Annotated in this window: 23 protein-coding genes; 2 read left to right on the forward strand and 21 right to left on the reverse strand. The window is 36.3% G+C overall.

What is annotated here, in order from left to right; genetic code table 11:
* Positions 1-114 precede the first annotated feature (114 nt).
* Both AN964_RS15665 and AN964_RS15670 read right to left on the reverse strand, forming a co-directional pair.
* Positions 115-900: a GNAT family N-acetyltransferase gene (locus tag AN964_RS15665; RefSeq protein WP_055740584.1), complete on the reverse strand. Its 786-nt coding sequence runs from the start codon at positions 898-900 to the stop codon at positions 115-117.
* Between the two features lie 94 nt (positions 901-994).
* The gene (locus tag AN964_RS15670) at positions 995-1,624 is read right to left on the reverse strand and encodes a flavin reductase family protein (RefSeq protein ID WP_055740585.1); all 630 of its coding nucleotides are present in this window, start codon (positions 1,622-1,624) and stop codon (positions 995-997) included.
* A gap of 88 nt (positions 1,625-1,712) precedes the next feature.
* Between AN964_RS15670 and AN964_RS15675 the strand changes: the two genes are divergently transcribed.
* A complete protein-coding gene (locus AN964_RS15675) occupies positions 1,713-2,402 on the forward strand; it encodes an ArsR/SmtB family transcription factor (protein WP_055740586.1) in 690 nt (229 codons plus the stop codon).
* A gap of 43 nt (positions 2,403-2,445) precedes the next feature.
* On the opposite strand, the gene AN964_RS15680 is transcribed toward AN964_RS15675, so the two are convergent.
* The 18 genes from AN964_RS15680 to AN964_RS15760 form a co-directional block, all read right to left on the reverse strand.
* A complete protein-coding gene (locus AN964_RS15680; protein ID WP_055740587.1) occupies positions 2,446-5,205 on the reverse strand; it encodes a VWA domain-containing protein in 2,760 nt (919 codons plus the stop codon).
* Positions 5,189-7,030, reverse strand: coding sequence for a vWA domain-containing protein (locus tag AN964_RS15685; protein WP_055740588.1), 1,842 nt, complete (start codon positions 7,028-7,030; stop codon positions 5,189-5,191). Before AN964_RS15685 ends, AN964_RS15680 begins: the two co-directional genes overlap by 17 nt.
* Complete coding sequence (locus tag AN964_RS15690) at positions 6,984-7,853, reverse strand: DUF58 domain-containing protein (protein ID WP_055740589.1); 870 nt, start codon at positions 7,851-7,853, stop codon at positions 6,984-6,986. Before AN964_RS15690 ends, AN964_RS15685 begins: the two co-directional genes overlap by 47 nt.
* On the reverse strand, positions 7,850-8,851 hold the full coding sequence (locus tag AN964_RS15695; protein ID WP_055740590.1) for an AAA family ATPase: 1,002 nt from the start codon (positions 8,849-8,851) through the stop codon (positions 7,850-7,852). Before AN964_RS15695 ends, AN964_RS15690 begins: the two co-directional genes overlap by 4 nt.
* A gap of 16 nt (positions 8,852-8,867) precedes the next feature.
* Positions 8,868-10,382: a DUF8809 domain-containing protein gene (locus AN964_RS15700; protein ID WP_126647133.1), complete on the reverse strand. Its 1,515-nt coding sequence runs from the start codon at positions 10,380-10,382 to the stop codon at positions 8,868-8,870.
* 25 nt (positions 10,383-10,407) lie between these two features.
* Positions 10,408-11,247: an ABC transporter permease gene (locus AN964_RS15705; protein ID WP_055740592.1), complete on the reverse strand. Its 840-nt coding sequence runs from the start codon at positions 11,245-11,247 to the stop codon at positions 10,408-10,410.
* The gene (locus AN964_RS15710) at positions 11,244-12,179 is read right to left on the reverse strand and encodes an ABC transporter ATP-binding protein (protein WP_055740593.1); all 936 of its coding nucleotides are present in this window, start codon (positions 12,177-12,179) and stop codon (positions 11,244-11,246) included. The genes AN964_RS15705 and AN964_RS15710 overlap by 4 nt, the downstream gene beginning before the upstream one ends.
* Positions 12,176-14,566, reverse strand: a complete 2,391-nt coding sequence (locus AN964_RS15715; protein WP_055740594.1) for a DUF8725 domain-containing protein — start codon at positions 14,564-14,566, stop codon at positions 12,176-12,178. Before AN964_RS15715 ends, AN964_RS15710 begins: the two co-directional genes overlap by 4 nt.
* Before the next feature lie 235 nt (positions 14,567-14,801).
* On the reverse strand, positions 14,802-15,923 hold the full coding sequence (locus tag AN964_RS15720; RefSeq protein WP_055740595.1) for an N-acetyldiaminopimelate deacetylase: 1,122 nt from the start codon (positions 15,921-15,923) through the stop codon (positions 14,802-14,804).
* A 55-nt stretch (positions 15,924-15,978) separates the two neighbouring features.
* Positions 15,979-16,689 (reverse strand): 2,3,4,5-tetrahydropyridine-2,6-dicarboxylate N-acetyltransferase, encoded by a 711-nt coding sequence (dapD, locus tag AN964_RS15725; protein ID WP_055740596.1) that lies wholly within the window; start codon positions 16,687-16,689, stop codon positions 15,979-15,981.
* An 84-nt stretch (positions 16,690-16,773) separates the two neighbouring features.
* Positions 16,774-17,661: a transcriptional regulator CcpC gene (ccpC, locus tag AN964_RS15730; RefSeq protein WP_055740597.1), complete on the reverse strand. Its 888-nt coding sequence runs from the start codon at positions 17,659-17,661 to the stop codon at positions 16,774-16,776.
* 105 nt (positions 17,662-17,766) lie between these two features.
* Entirely contained in the window at positions 17,767-18,213 is a 447-nt protein-coding gene (gene cbpB, locus AN964_RS15735; protein WP_055740598.1) for a cyclic-di-AMP-binding protein CbpB, read from the reverse strand.
* Between the two features lie 91 nt (positions 18,214-18,304).
* The gene (locus tag AN964_RS27320; RefSeq protein ID WP_280513065.1) at positions 18,305-18,433 is read right to left on the reverse strand and encodes a hypothetical protein; all 129 of its coding nucleotides are present in this window, start codon (positions 18,431-18,433) and stop codon (positions 18,305-18,307) included.
* A gap of 85 nt (positions 18,434-18,518) precedes the next feature.
* Entirely contained in the window at positions 18,519-18,773 is a 255-nt protein-coding gene (locus tag AN964_RS15740; protein ID WP_055740599.1) for a YkuJ family protein, read from the reverse strand.
* A gap of 265 nt (positions 18,774-19,038) precedes the next feature.
* On the reverse strand, positions 19,039-19,653 hold the full coding sequence (locus tag AN964_RS15745; RefSeq protein WP_161809260.1) for a DUF3993 domain-containing protein: 615 nt from the start codon (positions 19,651-19,653) through the stop codon (positions 19,039-19,041).
* 454 nt (positions 19,654-20,107) lie between these two features.
* Entirely contained in the window at positions 20,108-20,986 is an 879-nt protein-coding gene (locus AN964_RS15750) for an acetamidase/formamidase family protein (RefSeq protein ID WP_055740601.1), read from the reverse strand.
* A gap of 18 nt (positions 20,987-21,004) precedes the next feature.
* The gene (gene fadH / locus AN964_RS15755) at positions 21,005-21,769 is read right to left on the reverse strand and encodes a 2,4-dienoyl-CoA reductase (RefSeq protein ID WP_055740602.1); all 765 of its coding nucleotides are present in this window, start codon (positions 21,767-21,769) and stop codon (positions 21,005-21,007) included.
* Between the two features lie 354 nt (positions 21,770-22,123).
* Positions 22,124-22,345 carry a hypothetical protein gene (locus AN964_RS15760; RefSeq protein WP_055740603.1) on the reverse strand — a complete coding sequence of 74 codons (222 nt, stop codon included), beginning with the start codon at positions 22,343-22,345 and terminating at the stop codon, positions 22,124-22,126.
* Positions 22,346-22,558: 213 nt separating this feature from the next.
* Between AN964_RS15760 and AN964_RS15765 the strand changes: the two genes are divergently transcribed.
* Complete coding sequence (locus AN964_RS15765; protein ID WP_055741263.1) at positions 22,559-23,434, forward strand: metallophosphoesterase; 876 nt, start codon at positions 22,559-22,561, stop codon at positions 23,432-23,434.
* Between the two features lie 254 nt (positions 23,435-23,688).
* Here AN964_RS15765 and AN964_RS15770 read toward each other — a convergent pair whose 3' ends face one another.
* A complete protein-coding gene (locus AN964_RS15770; RefSeq protein ID WP_235950585.1) occupies positions 23,689-25,767 on the reverse strand; it encodes a bifunctional diguanylate cyclase/phosphodiesterase in 2,079 nt (692 codons plus the stop codon).
* Between the last annotated feature and the right edge of the window lie 126 nt (positions 25,768-25,893).

The raw sequence follows: 25,893 nt of genomic DNA on the forward strand, positions 1-25,893 counted from the left end.
ATAAATTAAAGTACCATTTATTCGTTAAAATGTCCAACCTATTAGACATATTATTTAAAAATCAACTAAATGATTCACAAAAAATAGACTTCGGTAAGTCCGAAGTCTATTTTTTTATCGGTACATTGTCCACCTGCCAATATCCTTAAATCCTAATCTTTTATAAATTCTCCCGGCTTCAGGATTATCGTAAAATAAACATAAGGACTTTCCTTCCTCTAAAACATCTGCCATCAATTTTTCCATTACCTGGCTAGCATACCCTTTTTTTCGATGTTTTTCAGATGTACAAACACCAACTATCATCGCGGATATGGAATTCTCAGCAGTTGTGGAAACTGAAGCCACCATTTCACCATTTACTTCAATAAAATAGGTTCGCGCTTTTCCAATTTCCATCGCCTTTACCATCATTTCTTTTCCATGAGGATTTGGAACAAATTCTTGTATTCCCGCCCGTAATTCTAAAATTCTATCAATATCATCGATTCCCGCTTTCTTTACGGCAAACAGTTCACTGCTTTCTCCATTAAATTGTTCTTTAGTGCACTCACAAAAATAGGTCACTTGCTTTCTGCCAAGATTCCCTTCGATAGCATCTTCCAACTTTTCCACAATCTTTTCGATTCCTGACAGTTTGAATTCCGGATCTTTTTTAATGATATCAACAAACCCAAGAACATCGAAATCTTCTTTTCCATAAGGGATAAAAGTGTGATAATAGCGTAATAATACACCTCTTAAATTACCGGTCAGTGTAAAATCTCCCCACAATTCTTGAAAATCACTATCATATCCAAATGATTCAATATCCCCAATGATAAAGAGATTTAAAGATGGTTCATCCATCAAGAACTCCATTACTTGAACGTTATCTGAAGCTGTCAATTTCCTAATCATTAATAACCCTCCAAATTAGTTTATAGAATATATTAAACAATCTATATCGATATATCAATCGAAATTTTCTAATTCAAAGGGTAAATCGTCCAATTTAAACCTCTGCGCGATACGTTTTTCCTAACTGATTCCCCAATCCAAAGTAGTGACGGAAATTATAAATTAACGGATTCCACTTTTCAGGATCGATATGATGATCTCCGATTACCAACTCCTCTAGTACATGTACTTTTAATGCCTTCGTTTCAATGATCCCAAAGAAAGGGTCATATTCCGGGATTCTAATATTTTTTACTTCTGCTTCTATTTGGATTGGGCATTCATTTATTCTGGAAGGCTTCACTTTATGGGATGCTTGCTCCGTTAGCTCACCAGCATGAAATTTATCCTTTTTATAGGAAAATCCCAGTTTTTGCTTTCCTTCCGGAACCGGGTTCTTACCTGTAAAAGGAGCTATAGCTTCCACTTGTCTCCAAAGTGAATAGTCAGGGATGTTTAACACACATTCTTTATGCCTTTGAAGATTCTCCATTGCCTTTCCGCCTTGACCAATCCCTAAAATGATATTGTCTCCTAATGCCCATGAAGACGAAATAGGGCTGATATTTGTTGATCCATCTTCATTTAATGTATTAAGTAATATAACAGGTGTCCCATAATATAAGATTTTGGGTGTAATAGAAATATGGTTTACTCTTGTTTTGGTTGGATTCATTTTCTTCATCTCCTCTTTCTTTCTGCAATATCATTGTAAAATAGGAATATTTCCATTATCATCGAAATATGAAATCCTTTTAAAGGAGATGAGGTATTTGAGTACCAGTCCAAATATTGCAAAGGTTGCCTCTCTAGTAAGTGAGTCTTCAAGGGCCGCGATTTTGACGACTTTACTGGATGATCGCTTTCATACGGCTAGTGAACTCGCTTATCAAGCGGGAATCAAGCAACAAACGGCAAGCTTTCATTTAGCAAAATTAGCCGAATTAAATATGGTTACTATAGAAAATCAGGGCCGCCATCGTTATTATCGCCTGGCAAATTCCGAAATTGCCCAAATTCTTGAGTCACTACTTGCACTCTCACCGCCTGTAGAAATTAAATCCTTAAAACAATCAACGGAAATGAAGGCATTAAAAAATGCCAGAACTTGTTATGATCATCTTGCCGGGAAATTGGGAGTAGAACTTACAAAAGGCTTGCTCCATAAAGGATATCTCACGGAATGTGACAAAGAGTTTATCGTTACTGAAAACGGAAAGCAATTTTTCTCCGATTTTCAAATTAATATTGAACAAATAAAAAGAAAAAAGCGGAAATTTTCATTGAAATGCATTGATTGGAGTGAACGTCACTATCATTTAGGCGGAGCGCTTGGAAATGCTATACTTGAAAGATTGCTTGAATTAAATTGGATCAAGCGTCATCCAAAGTCACGAGCCATTATTGTTACGCAAAATGGTGTAAAAGAAATAAAAAATATTTTTCCATCTATGAATATATAAAAAAAGTATCCCATAAGTGATGTTCCTTATGGGATATCTTTATTTACCGATTTCTTCGCTTCTTGGCATCCATCAATCTCTGTAAACGCTCTTCGTTGGATGGACTGTCCTGTGTTTCTTTGGTATTATTTCTATCCTTTATTTGAGGGGGCGAAACTGATATTTCTTTTTGCTTCTCCATCATCGGTCTCGTACTTCGGTCTTTCGTTCGTATCAGCTGATTAACATGAGTAGAAGCTTCTTTCTCCTTATGTGGCCGTTCTTTTTTCTTCGGAAACAAGGATAAGAATTTTTGTAATCCAAACCTGCGGATTGCAATTTCTAAGAAGAATAAAAGAAATGCAATGAGCAACAATCTATCACCAAAGGGCTGTTTTTTAAAGGAAGCTTTATGTATGGGTGCAAAAGCTTCACTTTCTTTCGTCAGTTTCTTGCCTTTTGTAATGGAGGAAATCTCTTTTAAAAATGGTTTGTTGATACCTTTTTGTAAATACTCATCAGAATAAGGAACTGTAAACCCTGTTTGATACAGTTTCGTGCTGCCGTCCTCCGTTTGTTGCTTCAAACGTAAAAAATACATCCCCGCCTTATCTTCCATATTCAATTCGTACTCACCGGGTGCAGTCATCTTTGTTTGGACTTTCATTTCCTTCCCCTCTTGTGAAACAACGGCTGCTTCCAGCGGTAAAAGATCAAGCTTATCTGATTTCAGTGTAATCTTTGCATCTCCGTTTTCTTTTTTGAGATTGATTTCATATGGAACGTTCTCATAAGATGGGAATGTTTTTGTTACTAGTTGACTCCAGAAATTCGACCATCCTTCCCATCTTGCAAAGTCGCCTGCCCACTTCCCGGAAGTATCTGATGTAAAGGCAGCCGTTTGTCCTAATCCATATTGCCACTGCGCTAAGATCGGGTCGTCCTTCTTACTCAAGATGGAAACTTGTGCGGTAGATTTGGGTGTTACCGCGATATATGCATTCATTTTAGGCACACCATTCTCAAACAACTTCACCCATTCAGGATAAGGTTGAACTTTCGGATAAAACGGGTTGTCTTCAATATAAGTACGTGTTGCCATTACTGTTTCTCTTGATAAAATACTTGGAATGACCGTCGAATCGGTTACGTAGTAAAATCTCCCTGCTCCGTATTTTGAAATATCCTCAAGTAAATTTCGATCCGCATCCTGGCCTAGTGCTACCGTTGAAATCGTAATATTATCCTTCTTCCCTTCTTCTACTAAAGTTTGATAACTGGAATTAGTGGAAGATTGCCCGTCTGTTAATAAAATAATATGTTTACGCTGCAGCTTCAAAGGTTTTAATCTTTCATAAGCAAGCTGTAAAGATGTATAAATCTCAGTACCTCCACCTGCCTCTACAGAGCGAATTTTATTCATAACATTTTTTTTATTTTTGATTGGTGCTGTCTTGACAATTTCCCAAGGCCGATCATCAAACGCGATAAATCCAATTGTATCCTCATCGCGAAGTAATTCAACGGATCTTGCTGCCGCTTCTTTTGCTAAGGCCAGCTTTTGACCGCCCATGCTTCCGGAACGGTCCAGTACGATGACTAATCCTAAAGAAGGTAATTTTTTCTTTCCTTTTATATCCATATCTACAGGAAGGATCTTTTCAATGGGTGTTTTAAAGTAACCTCCTAATCCAAAGCTATTTTCTCCACCGGTCATAATAAAGCCCGTTCCAAAATCTTTCACCGCTTTTTCTATCAATTCCATCTTTTGTTCTCCAATGGTTGTTGCAGGTACGTTGTTAAAGATAATAGACTGATATGGCAAATAGCCTGTCATCACTGTGGGCATTTTCTCTGGTATCGTTGTCTCCACTTGTACATTTGCTGATTGCAAGAGTTTTGCCAAAGCGGAATCATTTTCATCCTGCACGATCAAAACCTTCGGAGTGCCGGAAACATTAGATACTGCATAAAGCTCATTATTTTCAAGATATGTATCATCAGAAGTCGTAACCTCTGCTTTATAAACATACATACCTGTTTCCTTAACGATGTGAGAGAAGGTAAAAAGATTTTCTCCTTCCTTTACAGTAACTTTTTTCTTTAATATTTCATGATTATTTAAGGAGATTCGGATGGTTGCCTCCTTCTGTGTGTCGCTAACCATTTTAACCTTTAATTCTGCCTTTTCTCCTTTATACATCGAGGTAGGAACATTGAACTCGGTTAATGCTATATCCTCGCCATGTTTTCCTTGCATTGGTACATAGGAAATAACCGTATGTTGTCCTGTTAATTGTCTCGCTGCTTCCAATGCATTCCCGGCTGTTTCATTTCCATCTGAAAATAGAACAATTCTCCCTTTTTGATTTTCTGGGATAAGCGATGCAGCTAACTGAATACCCTCTTCTAGATTTGTTTCTCCTTCATCGATATCCGCCGATAACTGTTGAATTGGTGTTTCCTTTCTATTCAGGGGTTGCTCCATTGCAGCGTTTTTTCCAATTGTAATGATTGAATAGGAGTCGTCCTTGTGCTTGGATTGGATACTTCCCCCTATCCATGCTACTGCTTTATCTTCCGTACCCTGCATACTGGCTGAGCGATCCACTAAAAAAATTACATTTTCCCCTTTAACAGGAAGGAGCATTTGGGGGACCGTCAATGCGAAGATTATTAGCAAAAAGATAATTGCTCGCAAAATAGTAATCCAGTTTTTCTCCCATTTATTTTGGATGTGGCTTTTTCTATAAAAGAGATAAAGCATAAATCCGAATGGAAGGATCAGTAAGAAAAGAATAGGATACTTAACGTCTAATACCACGGCGATAAACCTCCCATTCTATCAATAAAATTAGAAATGCAGCTACTGCAAACCAATACCATGTATCGCTTATAGTCTGAACATGATTTTGTTTCGAAGCTTTCAATTTTTCCTGATTTATCTCAAATGATGATGAGACCTCGATTGATTGCTCTGAATCATCTAAAACTACAGTTAAATACTTGCTTTTATTATCAGATATTATTTGATATAGTCCCGGCTTACTTGGTGCAGTAAAGCTTTCCTTTTGAAGCTGGTAGGACCGAATAAAATCTCCATTTGCATCGAACACTTTCCACGATTGCGATTTCGAATCTGCACTAACCCATTTTCTTTCACCGGGTTGAAAAAACCCTTGAAAATCATGTTGTTCTGACAACCAATGAAAGGATTGATATAAAAAGATTGGGAAACCAGGCTGTAATGGCCAATCAGAATTTTCTATTTGAAAATTAATGGCTATAGCGCGTTCTCCGTTTAATTCACCTTTCTCAATTAATGGTATTTCACCGCTTCTAGCAATTATCTCCATTGTTTTTGGCGGGTTTATTTCAGCAGCTGATTTGATGTAGGTTTTTGCAAAATCAACATACTGGAATAACGGATCATTTTTCGTCTCGATACTTTTTTGCAAATTCACATGTTTCTCTTTATATGGATTGACTACAAATAAAGGCAAGGAAGTATGCCATTTTTCCATTGGCAGTTTTTCCGTTAAAATAACACCATCCTTCGCTTCCTTATCCCAATTCTTTTCGGAAAGTTGAATTACATTCACCCCAACCGTTTCAAAGCCTTTAATAATAAAAGGATTCACATCTCCAATCGCATACATATTGTTATAGGAACGGCTAAAAACGGTTGTCCTTTCATTATCAATTTCATAATCATCATTTGCGGTTATCGTAGCTGTATAGTAATCCTTTTTAGGGAGAGATGGAATCTGAACGATTTGTTGTGAATGTGCTTTAATATCTACTTCTTTGTCAAATAACTCTTCCTTTTCAAATCGTACCTTTAAATGAAAACTTTGCTTTTTACCGCTTTGATTTTCTATTATCGCTATTCCCATTACTTTACCGTTTCGTTCCGCAACACCAAAGGATTGGAGCGACACATTGAATCCAATATGCCCGATGTTATGAACCTGAATCGGAATGGATTTTTTCATATTTGGTATATCTTGCTTTTTAACGTTGTCAGAAAAAATATGTATCGTTGTATTGTTATTTTTAGAAAGCGATTCAGCGAGGCGCAACGCTTTCTCTATATTGCTAGTTTGATAGGAAAGACGGATCTTATTCACTCTTGACTTCGTTACCGATTTAGATGTTTCCTTTTTCAGACTGACAATCGGATCCTTTCCTGCAGTAATGATTGTTACATCTTGACCGTTTAATTTGTCCACCATAGCATTTATTTCCTGTTTTGCCTGTTCGAATCGTGTTATTCCTTTATCAGTAGCAGACATTGATGCTGAAGTATCAACAATAAAGATAAAATGATCCCCTTCTATCGCTTTTACTAACCAATAAGGCTTTGCCAACGCAAGCATTAAACAAAACAATATTACTAACTGCAGCAGTAAAAGAAGGTTTTTCTGTAACTTATCGATCCATGGAGATGCCTGCCATTCATTCATTACTTGCTCCCAAAAAAGATTGGAAGGAATGACTTTATTTTGATATTGTTTACGAAATAAATAGAATACAATTACAGCCACTATAAATATACTTAACAAAAGATAGATTGGATTCATTAACCCCATTGTTTTCACCTCATTTAATCCAACCTCTGTGATTACAATCTTTCCACATAATTTCATCAATAGTCTTCGCATCTGTTGTATAAAGATATTGAAAACCTAATCGCTTGCATAAGCTCTCTAGATTTTCATTATGCTCTCTGAGCTTTTTCCTGTACTCTTCGATAAGTTTACCTGTCATACTTATATTTACTTCTTTTGCAGTTTCACTATCAATCAGTTTCAAATCGCCAATATAATTTGGTTGTTCTTCCTCATGACTAAGCAATTGGATAAACCATACATCTCCCTTAACTGCCGCTAACTTTTTGAATATCTTTTCATACTGCTCTATCGGTTCCAATCCGTCTGTTATTAAAATACAAAACTCGCGATCACGCAAAAATTGTTTTTGAATACATTCTGTAAAGGGCTCAGGTTTGGAATCTGCTTGTAGATGAATGATTTCATAGAGAACTGTTTTAGCATGTACGGCTCCTTTTCTGCTAATCAACTTGCCATCTTTAGATGCAACAGGAAGAAACGAAAGCTTATCCTCACTCGTTAAAGTTAGATAAGAGAAGGCAGCTGCTACCTGTTTCGCCCTTTCCCACTTACTGTCAATAGAGATAACAGACGAAGTGCAATCCAAATAAATGGCTGTTTTGATTTCTTGTTCATCCAAAAAACGTTTAATATAATGCTTCTGCGTTCTCCCGAATATATTCCAATCAATTTGCCGAAGATCATCTCCCGGTTGATAGGCGCGAAAATCAGAAAACTCTAAGGATGAACCGAATTTTGGGGATTTTCTTACTCCCTTATGCATTCCTCGCTTCCTAGTCTTCACCGTTATCGTTGCCTTTCTGAGCTTTGTAAGTAGATCTGAAGAGAGCATGGTCATTTTACACCCACCGATTTTTGGATAGCATTGAGGCAATCATCGATGAGCTGATCAGGAATTACCCCACTAGCCTCTCCCTCGAAATTAAGAAGGATGCGATGACGAAGGACAGGTGCAGCAACATGCTTAATATCTCCAATGGATACATGATATCTCCCTTGAAAAAGGGCACGAGTTTTTGCCATTTGAATTAAGCTTTGCATCCCCCTTGGACCGCTTCCGAATTGAACATATTTTCGGATAGATTCCGGGGCATCCGCTGAATCCGGATGTGTAGCAGAAACAAGGGAGACAGCCAATTCAAGAATTTCTTCAGAAACGATCATTTCCCGTGCTAATAACTGGATTTTTAATACATCCTCCTGTGACATTATCTTTTTCAATGTTCTTGACTCCAAACCCGTCGTCCTTTTAACGATTTCCTTTAATTCTTCCTTCGTTGGATAATGCACATTGATTTTACTAATAAATCGGTCCATTTGGGCTTCCGGAAGCGGATAAGTCCCTTCCATATCGATAGGATTTTGCGTTGCCAAGACAAAAAATGGTGCCTCCAATTTCTTTGTATCCCCTAACACCGTAATCGTTTTCTCCGCCATTGCCTCTAATAATGCACTTTGTGTTTTCGGTGTAGCACGGTTAATTTCATCCGCTAGAACGATATTGGAGAATATTGGTCCATGATGAAACACAAATTGCTGCTTACCGGATTCATCAGGCTGAATAATCATCGTGCCGGTAATATCAGATGGCATTAAATCCGGTGTAAATTGAATACGTGAAAAAGATAAATCCATTACCTCAGCAATGGTTCTAATTAACATTGTCTTTCCAAGGCCTGGTAACCCTTCTAATAGAGCATGACCTCCAGAAACAATTGTCCATAAGACCTGGTCAATCGTTTCCTCTTGGCCAACAATAAATGATTGAATTTCCGCTTTTGTATCGTGCAAAAGCCCCGTTATATATTGAAACAGCTCTTCCTTTGCCTGTAACATATTCCGCAACACTCCTTTAGTCGGGATTTAAATTTGAAAAGTACTGCTTTACTAATTCCTCTAATTCAGTTGGCAATTGAACCCGCTCCGTGCTTTCGCGAAATGCCTGTTCATACTTCCCATATGCTTCTTCGTATGGACGGACATTACCTTTTAGGACCGGTCCATTACTCGAATATTGATGCTGACTTCCTTTGCCAAGTTTTCCCGAATCCTTCTCGATATTTGTTGTCCCGTTTATTTTTTCGGGAATGGTCAGGAATTTTCTTGTGCCCTGGCCTTGACCAGCGCCACTTCCAATTCCATTGCCGCCTCCTTTTCCTGAGCCACCTTGCCCATTCCCGTTCCCTGAGCCTTTTCCTTGCCCTCCGGTCTGGCCGCCGGACCCTTTTCCATTACTAGTTCCCTTGCCATTAGTTTGACCACCATTCGACTGATTTCCTGATGAAGTATTTCCTTGGTTGTTTTGTGAAGTGGGTTGATTATCAGGTGCGAAGGCAATTTGTTTCGAATCAAGCAAGCCCTGCTTCATCATTTCCTGTTGCATTTCAAGTGCCGATTCCTGTAAGGAGTCTTGGGCAAGCTGTAAATTTTGCTGTTCTTCTGCTATTTTCAGAGCATTTATTAATTGCTTTTCCAGTTTGGCAAGTTCTTCTTTGGTCAAAGATGATGTATTATTTGTAAATCGCTTTAAAGCTTGTTTTTGTTTTTTTGTTAATTGGTCCAAGTTTGATTTTAATTGTTTCATTTGCTGTTCCACTTTTTTTTGATCATTTTGGGAAATTGCTTTGGCCAGTTGGTTCAAACCCGCATTCTTTAACTGATTTTGAAAATTTTGCAGCTCTTGCTTTTGATTCTCTGCCTTTAATTGCTTCAATTCAAGCTGATTGTTTTGCTTTACCAGTTTATTAAGAGCTTCCTTGGCAGTTTTGGACGATTTCAAATCCTTTTTTATTTCTTGCAGAGTTTTCTTCACTTCTTTGTTTTTAGCATTGTCTGCAAACTTTTTGAGCTTCTTTTCTGCTTTTTTTATTGTTTCTATTTCCTTCTCTTTTTGTTTGGCAGCCTGCATCGTTGCATTAGGAATAAAAAAGAAGACTGCAGAACATGACCACAACAGGAAAGCAATGGTTAGCCATTTTGAAAAAATCCATTTTTTCTTTCTTGTTAAAACAGTTGCTTCAGCTGCCTTCATATGTTTGATAGCATCATTCCTTTGAAGCTGATATATTTCTTCATCACGGTTTAGAAAGGAAAGGGAAGTCCCTGCTCGGTCATCTCCAATAAAATGATCGTAAATATGTGCTGCATCACGGATAGTTGGTTTATGTCTATAAAAATAAAGGAAACCGAGTACAAAAATAAGGATGATACTAACGAACCAATATATTCCTAAATAAGGAATCACTACAATTCTTGCACCGATAAGCATGATAAAGGAGAATGCTCCTGCTGCCATGAACAGGAGCTGTAAATGCTTTGCAGCATGTAAAAGCCATAATTGGCGCATTACCGATTTTATCAGATTCATGAACCTGCTTTTTGTCTCCATGTCATCACCTAATTTTCGGATTCATATTTGGCCTAAGCTTTCGGATACTGACAAAAATTAATACAATAATCATTACCGAATAAAACACAATATAGCTAATCCATAGAGACGTATGAACTCCAGATAATCGAATAATCTGTTCCTTAATGTCCGGCATTAGCATACTTGCTAAAACAATAGGAGGATTTAACATTGCTAATACATAACATGCAACATTATCCGTTAACTGTTGAGATTGCGAAAAATTCACTGCAATCAAAAATAGGAATGCTGTACCACCAGCAAAGAAAAGGGTTACACCATATGTCGTAATGATGGAAATAATGGTACGTCTAATTAAAGTTGAAAAGAAAACGCCAATACTCGCAAATACTAGAATCGTAAAGATATAAAGTCCCATGATGGACAAAAGTATACCCGGTGAGACTCCTCCAAACAGAAATACAATACTATATACCGGTAAACTGGCAATAATCAAAAGCAATAAGTAAGAGACGGAAGAAAATAATTTGCTTAATATAATACTTGTCGAGCTTTGCGTTGTAGTGAGCAAAATATTTAATGTTTGTCTTTCTCTTTCACCGCTAATAATGCCAGCTGAAAGACCCGGTGTAATAAACAAGATTAATGCTAATTGAATGAAAGAAAGCATGATAAACATTTGTTTACTTTCCTCGGGACGAAAGAATCCGGAACTGCTGAAATTTGTCATCAAATAAATAAATCCTACAACAATAATCCCTATTGCCAATAGATATGCAAGCAGGCCTAAAAATGTTTTTAAGGAGCGAAACCTAAGCTTTATTTCTTTATTTAAAACTGGATTAATGAAAAATTGTCTCATGATCGTTCGACTCCTTTCGTTATTTCCATAAAGACATCCTCCAGATTGGTTTCAAATTCCTTGAAACTAACAATCGGAATATCTTGTAATATTGCTTGTTTTAATAGAATTACCTGTGACTTTTCATCACCTTTATATATAAATTGGAAGGTGTCTTCCTCATTCATTCTTTCTATTTGCACCACTTTTTCCTGATCCTCAAAATAGCGAATTGCATTCTCCCTATCCCCAAGAACTTTTACCATTATTAATTTTTCTGCTTGCAATTGTCTTTGGATCTCCGCAACTGTTCCATGGGCAACAAGTTTTCCGCCATCAATAACCCCTATCTCATCACACATTTCGGCTAACTCAGGTAGTATATGTGATGAGATTAAAATAGTTTTCCCCATCGTTTTTAGTTCTTTTAAGATTTCACGCATTTCCACACGTGCACGCGGATCAAGTCCTGAAGCAGGTTCATCCAAGATAAGCACCTCAGGGTCATGAATTAATGACCTCGCCAAACAAAGTCTTTGTTTCATTCCACGAGAGAGGACATCTACATAAGAATCTTTTTTATGCGATAGATTCACCAGTTCCAAGAGCTGCGGAATCAATTTTTTCCTCGCATCTGCGTCCATACCGTAGCTTGCACCATAAAAATCAAGATACTCATCTGCTCTTAAATGATCATATACACCAAAAAAATCAGGCATATACCCAATTTGCTTTCTAACTTGCTTCGGCTCCTTTGAAATATTAAATCCGTTAACAAAAGCTGTTCCGGATGTAGGAGATAATAATGTAGCCAATATGGAAAAGGTAGTCGATTTTCCGGCGCCATTTTGCCCCACAAAACCAAAGACCTTTCCTTTTTCAATTTTAAGATTAAGAGAATCCAGTGCAGTAAAGGTTCCGTATCTTTTCGTTAAATCGATGATTTCAATCATGGACGAACATCCCCTTTCAATGTTAATTGCGGGAGGTTGACGTCCGGATGCTCATTGCCGTTTTTCTCCAGCTTCACTTTTATCTTGTTATCCAAAACAAACCTCTGCGGATGGTCTTTTAATTCCACCACTCTATTTTGTGGATTTAATTTTACATATTTATTTGCCTTGAAATCAAAAACACTATAAGTCGTATAAGCATTTGCTTCTAGCACAAATTTGATTTCGTTGATATTTGTTTTGCCAGGATTCAGTTGCTGTGGAATTTGGTAATTCAGCTCGTATTCACCGTCATCAAGAACAATATAATTCTTTTTCCCTGTATTTCGGTCCATAATATTTCCTTTTAAAACCTTAATATTCATGGCAAGTTGATCAGTATCTAAAGTAAATGGCCCACGCAGAGCTGTATTCACTTTAAACGGCTGATAAATTAGCGATAGCTTTTCCTTTTTTTCCTTTTTATCTACAATATTTGTTTTGATTACTTCATCTTTCGTAATACCAACAATAACCGGGTTATTTATTTGACTATTATTTAATTTTCCAGCTAGCATCTTTAAAGCCTCTTCTTTCATAGGTTGGATATTACTAGCCTGCAAACGGTTAATGTTTTGTTGATAGAACATACCATCCACATATTGCATGGCTGATAAAAACGGTACATTAACCTCCTTAGTAACATTTAAGGTTTCCCCTTTTTTTACAGCCCCCAAATCATATGTATTGGTACCTGACCACACATATAAGTCTTCAAAGCTATATGGAAACTCGTTTTTTATTGTTCCGGTTAACTTTCCGTCCTGTAAATCTAAATTAGCTCGGAAACCGCCAACTCCATCCTTTTGAGCGAATCCGAAAAAGGAGCGGGTTGACCAAAACTCGACATTGGGGAAGGTTAGTTCTTGATTCATTTGTTTACTTTCAATGGTAGCTTGCTTATACATTTGAGGTGAATTAACGACTGAATTTCGATAAAAAGGAATCGCGTTCAATTCCTGATTTGGGTAAACAATTTTATAATCCCCACCGGTGTTCGACATAAGGGTTGCTGCATACAAACCATATAAACTTCCATCACCATTAGCCTTATATGCTCCTATTTCATTCATATGTGGAGCTGCAATACGATCTTTTGCACCGGCAGCAAAGATACCCGTTGAAAAAAGAAGCGAAAGCGCAGGGATAAGCCACCATGCATGTTCTCTCTTATCTATTTTACGGAGGACAAAATACAAAATTGGTACAACGATGATAAAATAGCAAACTAGAATCAGTATTAATATCCCAATTGAAAAGTATGAGGAAGGAAATAAGTCATTTACATCTCCTATTTGATACATAATATTGCTATAGAAATTATCGTCTTTAAACATTTCTCTCAGAGCAGTATTATCCGCTTTATCCAGTAATGTACTAAACCATTCATCGTAACCATTCCATGATGAAAGCGGGGCATCACCAAGTGAAAATGCTGTTTGCCAGATACTTCCGTTTCCTAACGATTTTTGTGCAACCACGGGATGCGATTCTGAATAAGCGGTTGCGACTGCATCCTTTTGGACATTTCCAGTAAAAATGGAAAGACTATTGAAAGAAGGTTTTTCGCTCCCTTTTAAAAAGGATAGGTCGTGAACGGTTATTTCATCATTTATATCTAAAGGCATACTAGATTGTATGCTTCCGAATGCCTGATTGCCATTTGGGTTTGCACCTGCAATCAATACCCCGCCATTTTTTATCCAGCCTAGTAAAGCATCTTGCTGTTTATTATCTAATGTACTTATTGCAAACTCATCTACCACGATAAAGTTAAAAAACTCAAGTCCTGCGGAATCATTCGGGAAATTATCTTTCGATAGAGTAAAGCTTTGGGAACTTCCATTATTCAGCTGCAAAACTTTTAATTCTTTTAATCTATCAGTATTCTCACTTAATAAACCAATTGTAGTAGAATCAGAAGATAGGATTCTAGGGATGCTAAATGCCTCTGTTGATACCTTTACTTCATGGCCATCCTGCCAATCGCCTTTAAATAAATGAATAAATGCTGTATTGTTGTTCGAAAACCCCACCTCATCAGAAAAACCTGGGATGGAAACAGAGTAACTTTTTGTTGAGCCTGCGGGGATATGTACATGCAAAATCTTGGAACCGCCAGCATTATAGGCAGGGGCAAAATTAATAAGGAGATCTCCACTAAAGTCTTCTCCTTTATTCTCAAGCTTTATATGTACCGGTACTCCTCTTCCCGTTTTCACTGTTCGATCGTAGCCAATATTTGCTTTGACTTGGATACTCTCTTTTGCCAAAACTGGTGAAGACGCAAAAGTGAGAGAAATAACAAATAATATGAAAAAAATTGACCTCTTTAATTTTTTTGTCATCATAAACCTCCATATTCTCTTCCATTTCCAATATTGAGCATTAATATTTGGTATTCCCCCTTTTTCTTTATAAGATATTCATACTAAATCATTAACGAAATTTCCTGCCCATCCCCTACAGAATTTTCTAAAAAAATATTCACTTTACTATTTTACAATACATTTCCAAAAATTAAATATTTTACATAAAAAAAAAAAACACCACGCCTAATTAGTGTGGTGTAACTTATTTTTATTACATTTGAAAAATGTATTCCGATACGACCTTAATGGCAATTTCGATTGCTTTTTCATCTGGATTTAGCATGGCATGATGCAGTCCGTAAGGAGAATCAACACCTAACCAAAACATAAATCCCGGAATTTCCTTAAGCATATACCCAAAATCTTCTCCTGTCATTGCTTCTTTACAAATAAATACGTTTATATTTTCTTTTGCTTCTAGGAATTTAATAAAATCTCGGGTTGGTGCTTCGTGATTATATACCTGATGGTACATGGACCCATAATCGATTTCAGCTTCACACTCAAAACTTGCACTAATACCATTTACAACAGCTTCAATACGCTGCTTAACCTTTTGCATCGCTTCAGGCGATAACGTCCGAATTGTTCCCTCAAGCCTGGCTGTTTCGGCGATAATATTTTGCACTGTGCCGCCCGTTATCTTTCCGATCGTAATAACTGCACTATCCAGTGGATCTACATTTCTTGAAATGATCGATTGCAGCTGAGTAACCAAATACGATGACGCCACTACCATATCCCTCGTTTCGTGAGGATATGCAGCATGACCGCCTTTTCCTTTTAAATCAATAAATAATTCAGATGTATTTGCGAATAACAAACCTTCCCGAATCGCAATTGTTCCAACCGGATATTCAGGAGCAATGTGAAGGGCAAAAATAATATCCGGCTTCCATTCCTTCATTATATCTGTTTCTAGCATTGGCAAAGCTCCGCCAGGTCCCTCTTCAGCAGGTTGAAAAATAAATAAAACATCATCTTGAACAGGATGATTAACAACATTGGTTAAGACACCTAATGCTATACTCATGTGAAAATCATGACCGCAAGCATGCATTCTGCCTTCATGCTCAGATTTAAAGGACAAGCCCGTTTGCTCCACAATTGGCAATCCATCAATATCCGTACGATAACCGATTAATTTTTTCGGTGAAGTACCATAGACTTTTACAAATAATCCAGTTTTCCACTTTTTTATCTCCATACGCTCTTGAGGCAGTGTTTCTAAATAGTGTAATAAATATGCTTGTGTTTTAAATTCCTGAAATCCTAGTTCAGGTATTTGATGTAACTCGCGCCGTATTTGTACAAAAGGATTTACTTTCTCCATCGTTAATGAACCCCTTTTTGAAAAAGCCTGGCTGCATGCGCCAGGCTTAAAAAAATTATAGTTTTCTTAGTTCTTGTTTAATTTCAATTTTAGATTTTGTTTTTTCATCAATTTCTTTAATCACTTTTGCAGGAACACCTGCAACAACAGTGTTTGGTGGAACATCATTAACTACAATAGCACCTGCAGCAACAACGGATCCTTTGCCTACTGTTACACCTTCCAGAATGACAGCATTCGCGCCAACTAATACATCATCTTCGATAATAACCGGTTTAGCAGAAGGCGGCTCAATAACGCCTGCTAAAACAGCACCTGCACCAATGTGACAGTTTTTCCCTACTGTGGCACGACCACCAAGTACTGCATTTAAATCAATCATGGTACCCTCACCGATAACTGCACCAATATTAATTACTGCCCCCATCATAATAACTGCATTATTGCCAATTTCAACTTGGTCACGAATGACAGCACCTGGTTCAATGCGCGCGTTGATCCCTTTAAGATCTAATAATGGAATGGCAGAATTACGTCGATCATTTTCAATGACATAATCTTCAATTTGATCTTTATATGTATGGAGGACCTCGGAAATTTCAGACCATTCTCCAAAAACGACACCTGTATTGCCGTTAAGGAAGGTTTGAACACTGTCACCAAAAGAGATCCCTTCTAAATTTCCTTTTACATATACCTTAACAGGTGTTGATTTTTTGCTGTTTGAAATAAACGAAATAATTTCGTTCGCATCCATCATTTTCATTTATGTATTCCCCTTTCATGAATTTCATTTACTATTTCTCACATTACTTTAACAGACTAAATCGCAGTGTACAAGTATATTCATCTAGAATGTATGCGGCTGAGTAGCTAAAAAATCGTTCACCACTTCAATGAATGCTTGTACTTGTTTTAATTCGAAGGCTGATTCGTAGCCAAGCAGCCATGTGTCACGTTTTAGTCTTTGATCATGACCGCCTTTTAAAGGGATTTTTTTCATATCTTTCGCCGACTCGTTCAGGGTAATGGCAGGTAAGATTGCATACCCAATCCCATTAAAAGTCATCTGCTTGCACGTCTCGATTTGATCTACCACAATCGTATTTTTTGGAGTTGTCTGAAACTCACGATGCCACCAATCTTGAATTTCCTGGTAATAATTTGAATCGCTTTTAAATTGAATAAATGGTCGTTCCGTTTTTAAGACATCTTCAATTTTCTCAATTTCTTTATCGACAAGATACAAGGTATCTTCAAATAAATGAATTTTTGGTCCTTTCCAATCTGTCGAGCCACGCAAGATTCCTATATGTACCTCATCCTCATATAAGGATTTGAGAATTTCACTGCTCCAGCCAGTAATAAGGGATATTTTTGCTAATGGATATTGATCTACAAAGCTCTTTAATACTTTAGGAAGCCAATTTTGTCCGACTATAGATGCACAAGCTATTTTCAATGTTCCATGTACTTTTGAGTCCAAGGACTGCAATTCCTCTCGAACTTTTTCTTCCTTTTCCAGCACTTCATTAGCTAGTCGGATCACCAGTTCACCCGAAGGCGTTAATGTTAGCCCTTTTTGCGTGCGAATAAATAGCTTTGTTCCCCACTGTTTTTCGATATTTTGTAATCGCTGGGAAAGAGCAGGCTGGGAAACAAATAGTCGTTCCGCTGCCTTTCTCATGTTCATTTCTTGAGCCAGTACCGCTAATAATTGGAATTCAGTTGTGGACATTTTCAAACCTCATAAGTTTTTCTTATATTGTATCTTAATGATGAAGGAAATTCATTATAAAAAACTTTTATTTACAAATAATAAAAGCCCCCAATAAGGGAACTTCTAAAAATGATTGAGCTTGTGTATATGATGGTTCAATTCTTTTAGCAATGTTCGACGGGTAAAGATACCGGCAAAGAAACCTTCTTCATCCTCTACGCATAAAAACGGGTGATCAACTAATAAACCTAGTGCTTTTTCAAACTGATCCTCCAATTTTACTCGAGGAATTTTTTTCGTCATCACATTTTCAACTTTATAATCGCTTAATTTTTCAAATTCAATTCTTTCTAATCCAAGGATGGACTCCGTAATAAGGGAAGAACTTATTAATCCGTGCAATTTAAACCTTGCATCTAATACTGGGATTGCGGAATAACCACTCTTCGTTAATACCAATAATGCATGCTCAAGGCTATTTCCGACTTGAACATGTGCAACTTTTTCAGAAGGGATCATAAAATCACTAATTTTCGGTTCTAAAAATTCGTGGCTTTGTAAGGAAATCATCATAAAACTCCCTTGTTTGTATTTATATATCCTTACATATTCTATCATAGATCATGGAAATGAGAACTAGAAATTCGTGTAGAAAGCATGTTTATTTCGTGTCTATTTTTTTCTTAAATAAGTCTTTAATTTCATTTATTTCTTTTCTGATGTTCATTAATTCAGCTACCACTAAAAGCATGATAAGCGTTTGAATTCCAAGTATGATGTATAGCAACAAATACTTTCTCCTCCATTCATTATAATGTTATCCTAACCCTCATTATAACGTTTTTAAAATAAAAAAAGAGCCAAAAAATAAGGCTCTAGGATGGATTTCTTTCTTCTTGGACTAAATCAAAGATTTCAATGGATGTAATATCAATATCATCAAATTGATATTTATTCGTTTTTTTATCATCACCATACACTTCTAATTCAAACGTCTCCGTAGCCGGAAAGTATTTCACCTGACAAAGAGTTTTTCCATTTACCTCAAAACGTCTTTGTTGAACATCACCTGTTTCATTTCCTTCTTGCATTGCTTTTAATCTTTGTATAATTCCTAACAATTGGGACATACATAAACTCCTTTCAACAATCAAGCTTTATCTGCTCGCTCTCACAATACCTTATTTAGAGGTATTTACATTTACTTTCTTATTTTATCATTCCCGAATGTACATTTCTAACCATCAAAAATCTATATTTCTTTATGATGCATTCTTTTTTTATAAATAGTTATGTAAACAATTTTGCAAGCAATAAAAACATTATAAGAGAATAGTTATCATGATTGCAATGAAAACATTCAAAATAAAAAACCTCATCTGGATGAGGTTCCTTTTAAAACTTTGACATCAGCAGCCAAATTGGTTTAAAGTTGATCGGTAAAATGAACGATGTTAAAGGATTAAGAAAAGAATTCTTTAGACTTTTTAATCCATGATGTGTTGGATGTTTCATTGTTGCCTTTGGCGATTGAATAATATTCTTTGGGACGTAGTAAAGTATTTCGTCAATTTTCCAAACACCTTTTACTTTCTTTAAGCGTACACCTTGATAATCACTTTTATAAATGACTGGGCCAGTGTCTTTTTTAGCCATATTCTCAAAAATATACACCCTATTCCCCAACTTCTTCACCTTTGTTTGATCATCATAAGAAAAGAAGGGAATGTAATATAAAGGAAAATCGGAGCCAAACGTTTGATAACCTTTATCCGTTTTCACAAGATTTTCTTTAAGGAAAAGAGAAATGAAATCTTTAGTAAAGTAAGTATTCAACATGTCCTTAATTTCATTTAAAGAACGTTCTTTTTCGCTAAGTGCAACCTGGGTATGAAAAGCATCTTTTACAAATTGTTTATAATCTGCACTTTTCCCTTCGGCCATAACATGAGACTTAAGTCCAAACAATACACCCACAATCAGAACTGTAGTGATTATTATTTTCTTCAACATGTCACTCTCCTCTCCAATGCTTGTCTATGCCTTTTCATTGTAACAATGGAAAAATGTCGATATACATGGAATCGTTCGCAAATTTCTCACAGAAACAGACATCCTAACGGAAATAATGACAATCTTATTTTTCATATGAATATAGGTAGTTTTAACCATTTTTGATGATAAAAATATATCACTGTCTATAAACTTCAAATATGCAATTTTTGTCATATTATTTTTATCCGTTCGACAAAAAATCCTTACCCAAATTTGAGTAAGGATTTTTCATTGTTTAAGTATTATGAAATCCATGTGGATTACCTGAAAAAATTGTCTCCGTCTCACTTCAGCATTTTCCGTTTCCTCACTGTGTTTCCTTTGGCTCACCTGACCCATAAAAGTGAATTTGGCACATAAATTTCACCCATCCGTACGCTAGATCTGCGGAGATCAGCGTATTTGGTCTTTACATCAGTAATTCCTTTGGAACACTAATTCTAACTGTTACTAAAGGGTTAACTAATTGGCTGATTTGTATATCACATAATGCACTAAGAAGCCGGTATGCATCGTTAAAGGTCAAAGATTGCTTTGCTTGAATAGCTTCTACGGCAGTAATCATTCCTTTTTCTGCAGCTTTTTCTACCGTTTTTTCTGAAGCAATAAACATATAGGAATCAAGCGTTTCAACAACTGGTAATGCAAGTGGTTGGTTTTCTTTTTTTGATACTTTAAGTGTTACCTTTCCGCCAATTTCGATACCGGAACCATTTAATTCTCCATCCCCCATGGCAGCATGCAAATCCCCAAGTGCTAATAGTGCGCCATCATGAAAAACAGGTAGATACAGTTTATTCCCGGCAGTGATGTATTTTGTATCCATATTACCCCCATGATCCCCAGGCGATTCACTTAATATCTCCCCATCTACTGGAGCAACTCCAATGACTCCAATCATTGGTCTGACTTTAAATTGAAGTTGTTCGTTATAGAAAACTGTCCCATTTTCTATCAGAATTATTTTGGTATCTTCAATCTTCACCTTGTTCCCCAATCTCCCCATACCAGGGTAAAGAACCATGACACCTTGAGAATCTAATTCGATATTCTCTATTTCAATACAAAGAATATCTCCTTTTTCTACGCCATTAATATAAATGGGCCCAGTAGCAGGATTAATATAATCCATCTTCATACTTGTCCGCAATTGACTTTCACTCGTGAATGCTCCGCCGTAGCAATCATGTGTTTCAACTTGAAAAGTTTCCCCTAAATCAACAAAATACTTTGGCTGATGTTTAGCAGAAAAACTAGTTATATAATGCTCTTTTCCAAAAAACTTCATTTATGTAACCCCCGATTGTTAAAAAGGATATTGATTCAGCCACTGGCCGCCATCCATCGTAATACATTCTCCATTTATATAGGCAGCTTTATCAGAAAATAAAAAGGCTGCTAATTCCGCAATTTCTTCTGGATTTCCCAATCTTCCCAACGGGATGCTATTTAATGTTCTTTTCGCTGCTTCTTCTGATTCCCATAATTTTTCTGCTCCGCCGGTTTTATCAATTGGTCCAGGAGCAATGGCATTTACACGAATTCCGTATTTCCTTCCCCATTCTACTGCTAAGGTTCTTGTTAAGGCTAAGACCCCTGCTTTTGCGGAAGCTGAGTGAATAACTCCAGGTCCTGCATTCCATGCATATGTTGCAACCATATTAATCATACTTCCTTTAATGCCTTTTTCAATCCAATAGTTTCCGACCGCATGAGAGCAGTAAAATGTTCCATTTAATACAATATTAATAACTGAATTCCACCCGTTAATGGAAAGCTTTTCAGCTGGACAAATAAAATTCCCGGCAGCATTATTGACAAGGAAATCAATCTTTCCAAAACACGAATGTGCTTCATCCACCATTTGTTGTACTTCCTCTGGGTTTCTTACATCCATTTGGACAGTTAATATATTTGAATTTATTTTTTCTAATTCCTCTTTTGTCGCATGCAGCCTATCGGAATTTCTTCCGGTTATTATGACATTTGCACCCTCTTGGGCAAACTTCTTTGCCATATATTTACCCATTCCGCTTGAACCGCCAGTGATAATAACTACTCGATCTTTCATTTGTTCCTCCCCTTCGCAGTGAATGAATAGTCATTCATTTATTTGTGTATATATCTCGTTCTTTTCCCATTGTAACACGAATTGCCCTTTTTAAAAATATTCAAATTTTTTGAAGCAAAAAAAAGGGTTAAAAACCCTTTTTTAATGGATAGGAAAGTATAAAATTTTTCAACATCTAAATAATTTAACAAGTTTAATCTTGTCTAGCTACAGCGCCTATCGGCTAGCGGATTTCTCCGTCTCCTCCCTACGATAAGTCAACATCAGTTCGTGAACTACCTCACTGTGTTTCCTTTATCTCGAGCCTGCGACTACGAAATCCGTACGCCGATGAGCAAGGCGCTTGCACTTTTCTTATTTATCTCTATTTTTATTAAGCAAGGAATCATTTAATCTTGAAATCGATTTAATAATTGCCTTCTTTTGATTATATCCTTTAACCGATACTGTAATATCATTATATTCAGTAAAAACTTGACCCCATGATTCCCCAGATGAAAAACCGTATGAATAGATTTTTATCATTCCGGACTTCGTTGGTAAGAAGAAAACGTCCATATGCTTATGTTTGTGCATAATAATAACCCCTTTCCTATCTATTCACGATACTTCTAAAAACTTTTTTAAATTTTATCTATCTAATAAATTATTATTCATTTAACCTCGCAATATAAATAGAATATACCTTTAAATACTTAAGATTTCAATAGATATGGCATAAAGGAGAGAAGCATACCGCGAATAAAATGAAAAACTTAACAAATAGTTTATGTTGCTTCATTGATAAAAATGAATAATCCCATATCCCGAAGAAGCTTTTTGAAAAGGGTAATAAGTTATTTTTTGGCATTAATAGGTCTCAGCAGCGGTGGCTATATTTATAGTCGATACATTGAACCACACCGTCTTGACATGAATTATATTCCCATTTATCACGAGAAAATTCCGAAAAGCTTTCACGGCTGTAAAATTGTTCAATTTAGCGACACACATATTGGATTTCAATATAGCTTAGAACAATTAAAAAAACATATTATAGCCATCAATAAGATAAAGCCTGACATCATTTTTTTTACAGGTGACTTAATGGACAAACCAAATCAGTATCCATTTAAAGAAGCGCTATGCAATATTCTGAAGGAATTAAATGCTCCTTATGGAAAGTATGCGATTTTTGGGAATCATGATCATGGCGGCTATGGTACCGATATTTATATGCAAATCATGGAAAAAGCAAATTTTTACGTTTTAAGAAATGAAGCCATTTCGCTTGAGTTAAATAATGGTGAAAAAATATTTGTAGCGGGCATTGACGATGCTATGTTAGGGAAGCCAGATATTCCAGGAACACTTAAAAGAATACCTGTTCATTATTTTTCTATCCTCCTGTCTCATGCACCTGACCTTGCAGATGCCGCATCCGCAATCGGCATTGATATTCAATTAAGCGGACATAGCCATGGTGGACAAGTAAAAATACCGTTTTACGGACCTTTAGTAACACCTCCATATGGAAGGAAGTATATCGAAGGGGAATACCATGTAAATATAAGGAATCCACTTTACTTATATGTAAACCGCGGACTTGGGACGACCAGACTACCTTTTCGGTTTTTATCCGTACCAGAAATAACGATCTTCCAATTACAATCGGGAAAAACATAAGAAATGACCGCAACATTGCAATATCCGTTAAGTAGCGGGCATTTCTTAGGGGGATCGCATAAATTAATTTTCAAGTATTCTATATCTATCTAAAGTAAGAAGCCATTGATTAGCGGATTTCTACGTCTCTTGCTTGAGATAGTGCAACAAGTGAAAATGGTAGTGCTATTTATACTTGGTAAAATTACATTTCAAATGTTACTCGGTGAAATTTTGAAGTGCCAATTTTGCTCATCCGTATACTTGCGATCTTCTTATATACACAATACATTTTTTTCAATCTCATCTGCACTCACCGGACGGCTGAAATAAAATCCTTGTGCTTTAAGACATTGTGCGGAAATGAGGAATTGAACCTGATCGCTTTCTTCGACTCCCTCAGCAATGACCTCCATCCCTAAATTATGGGCAAGATTAATAATTGTTTTCGTAATAGCGGCATCTTTTTCATTTACTTGAATTTCTTTTACAAAGGACTGATCAATTTTAATAATGTCTATCGGAAATCTTTTTAAATAATTCAAGGAAGAGTATCCTGTTCCGAAATCGTCAACTGAAATTACAATCCCGATTTCTTTTAGACGCTGGAGCATGGACAGAGCATTTCTAGTATCCTCCATTGCTCCTTCCGTTACTTCAATTTCAATGGAAGAAGCCGGTAATTGGTAAAATAACAGTGCCTTTTTAATAATAGTTGGCAGATTTGGATCAAGTAATTGTTTCGGTGATATATTGATTGCAACACGAATATCTTTAAAACCCTTTTTTCTCCAAATTGCAAGTTGTTCACAAACAGTATGGATAACCCACTCACCAATTGAGATTATCAGCCCCGTTTCTTCAGCCAACGGAATAAATTGTGCCGGGGATACAAAACCAAACTTTCGATTATTCCAGCGTATTAACGCTTCAAAGCTCTTTATCTTGCCATCAAGTAAATTAACTTGCGGTTGATAATGCATGATAAATTCATTCTTTTCAATAGCCTTTCGCAAATGTGCTTCCATCAAAATATAGTTTGGAAAGGCTTCATTCATTTCTGTACGGTAAAAACGATAATGTCCCTTCCCTTTTTCCTTTACCTGAATAAGCGCACTGTCAGCATTTTTGATTAAGCTTTCCGCATCTTTCCCATCTGCCGGAAAGAGACTAATACCAATGGATGGGGTTAGGTAGTAGTCTTGATCATAAATATTAAATGGTTCATGGAACAATGCAAGGATATTTCCAGCGACACGATCCGCTTCTTTTTTCTTTATTCTAGGCAAAATGATAACAAACTCGTCTCCGCCTAATCGATATACACGATTATAAGAGACATTTAAAGTTAATAACCGGTGAGAGGTTTGCTTTAACAGTTCATCTCCTGCTTGATGACCTAATGTGTCATTAAAGTATTTGAATCGATCTAAATCAATATAAAAAAGGGCAAAATCTTGCTCTTTAATCATCGATGTCGTAATTTCAGCTTGAAGATGCTCTAATAACGCCGGACGATTCCACAAACCTGTTAATGAATCGTGCATTGCCATATAGTTCATCTTTTCATTCGTTCTCCACTGCTCGGTAGTATCACGAATAATGACGTATATTCCCCTTATTTCCCCATTAATTTTAATTGGGACCGTTTTTAATTGTATATATAATTTAACACCTTGTTTATTAATAAATGTACAATCATTCGTTTCTTGCGGTTCTCCAGATAAAGTATTAGACATTACTCTGAATATTTCCCCGACTCCGTTTTTATCTACTAATTCGTAAATAGAACGATTAATAAGCTCTTCTTCGGTATAGCCTATCATTTTCAAACTAGCAGGATTGGCACTTAATATTCTTCCCTTTTCATTAATAGAAAAAATCGCATCTAAATTATGATCGATAAGTGATTGATATTTTTGTCTTGTTTCAACTAAATCCGTAACATCTCGTGTAATACCAACAATATAGGAAATAGAATTTTGATCATTTATTCCTGTAAGACGACTCTCAAACACTCTAATTTCATGTTCATTTACTTGAATATAATCCGTAAAAATGACGGTTTCGTTTGTTTCCAACACTTTTTGATAATATCTATTTAAATGGGTAGAGAGTTCTTCCGGTAACACTTCTTCCATAAGAGAGCCTATATGCTCTTCCTTTAAATTCGCATGATCCAATCCTTTTTGATTTACAAATAAATAACGAAATGTTGGACCAGGTTCCACTTTCATGATAAATACCATATCTGAAATTTGATGCAAGAAAATATCACGAAGCATTTTTTCTTCATGACCATTTTCAGGATGTACCATTTTTTTCTTCGTATGTGTATTATTAGTCTGCTTCATATAACCATCCCTTTTTAAACCCCAGGCCCTCTTTAATTCAAAAATTGTCATTATTTATCTACTTATGTCTATTTTACTAATTATCAGTATAAATGAATATAATGAAAGATAAAATAATTATTTTTT

It is taken from the genome of Heyndrickxia shackletonii (assembly GCF_001420715.1).
Classification (GTDB): domain Bacteria; phylum Bacillota; class Bacilli; order Bacillales; family Bacillaceae_C; genus Margalitia; species Margalitia shackletonii.

Bases quoted from the DNA above. Each gene is read 5' to 3' on its own strand.
- AN964_RS15665 (WP_055740584.1), bottom strand. From the start codon at position 900: ATGATTAGGAAATTGACAGCTTCAGATAACGTTCAAGTAATGGAGTTC.
- AN964_RS15670 (WP_055740585.1), bottom strand. From the start codon at position 1,624: ATGAAGAAAATGAATCCAACCAAAACAAGAGTAAACCATATTTCTATT.
- AN964_RS15685 (WP_055740588.1), bottom strand. From the start codon at position 7,030: ATGAAATTATGTGGAAAGATTGTAATCACAGAGGTTGGATTAAATGAG.
- AN964_RS15690 (WP_055740589.1), bottom strand. From the start codon at position 7,853: ATGACCATGCTCTCTTCAGATCTACTTACAAAGCTCAGAAAGGCAACG.
- AN964_RS15695 (WP_055740590.1), bottom strand. From the start codon at position 8,851: ATGTTACAGGCAAAGGAAGAGCTGTTTCAATATATAACGGGGCTTTTG.
- AN964_RS15700 (WP_126647133.1), bottom strand. From the start codon at position 10,382: ATGAATCTGATAAAATCGGTAATGCGCCAATTATGGCTTTTACATGCT.
- AN964_RS15705 (WP_055740592.1), bottom strand. From the start codon at position 11,247: ATGAGACAATTTTTCATTAATCCAGTTTTAAATAAAGAAATAAAGCTT.
- AN964_RS15710 (WP_055740593.1), bottom strand. From the start codon at position 12,179: ATGATTGAAATCATCGATTTAACGAAAAGATACGGAACCTTTACTGCA.
- AN964_RS15715 (WP_055740594.1), bottom strand. From the start codon at position 14,566: ATGACAAAAAAATTAAAGAGGTCAATTTTTTTCATATTATTTGTTATT.
- AN964_RS15720 (WP_055740595.1), bottom strand. From the start codon at position 15,923: ATGGAGAAAGTAAATCCTTTTGTACAAATACGGCGCGAGTTACATCAA.
- dapD (WP_055740596.1), bottom strand. From the start codon at position 16,689: ATGAAAATGATGGATGCGAACGAAATTATTTCGTTTATTTCAAACAGC.
- ccpC (WP_055740597.1), bottom strand. From the start codon at position 17,661: ATGTCCACAACTGAATTCCAATTATTAGCGGTACTGGCTCAAGAAATG.
- cbpB (WP_055740598.1), bottom strand. From the start codon at position 18,213: ATGATTTCCTTACAAAGCCACGAATTTTTAGAACCGAAAATTAGTGAT.
- AN964_RS15740 (WP_055740599.1), bottom strand. From the start codon at position 18,773: ATGTCCCAATTGTTAGGAATTATACAAAGATTAAAAGCAATGCAAGAA.
- AN964_RS15750 (WP_055740601.1), bottom strand. From the start codon at position 20,986: ATGAAGTTTTTTGGAAAAGAGCATTATATAACTAGTTTTTCTGCTAAA.
- fadH (WP_055740602.1), bottom strand. From the start codon at position 21,769: ATGAAAGATCGAGTAGTTATTATCACTGGCGGTTCAAGCGGAATGGGT.
- AN964_RS15760 (WP_055740603.1), bottom strand. From the start codon at position 22,345: ATGCACAAACATAAGCATATGGACGTTTTCTTCTTACCAACGAAGTCC.
- AN964_RS15765 (WP_055741263.1), top strand. From the start codon at position 22,559: ATGAATAATCCCATATCCCGAAGAAGCTTTTTGAAAAGGGTAATAAGT.
- AN964_RS15770 (WP_235950585.1), bottom strand. From the start codon at position 25,767: ATGAAGCAGACTAATAATACACATACGAAGAAAAAAATGGTACATCCT.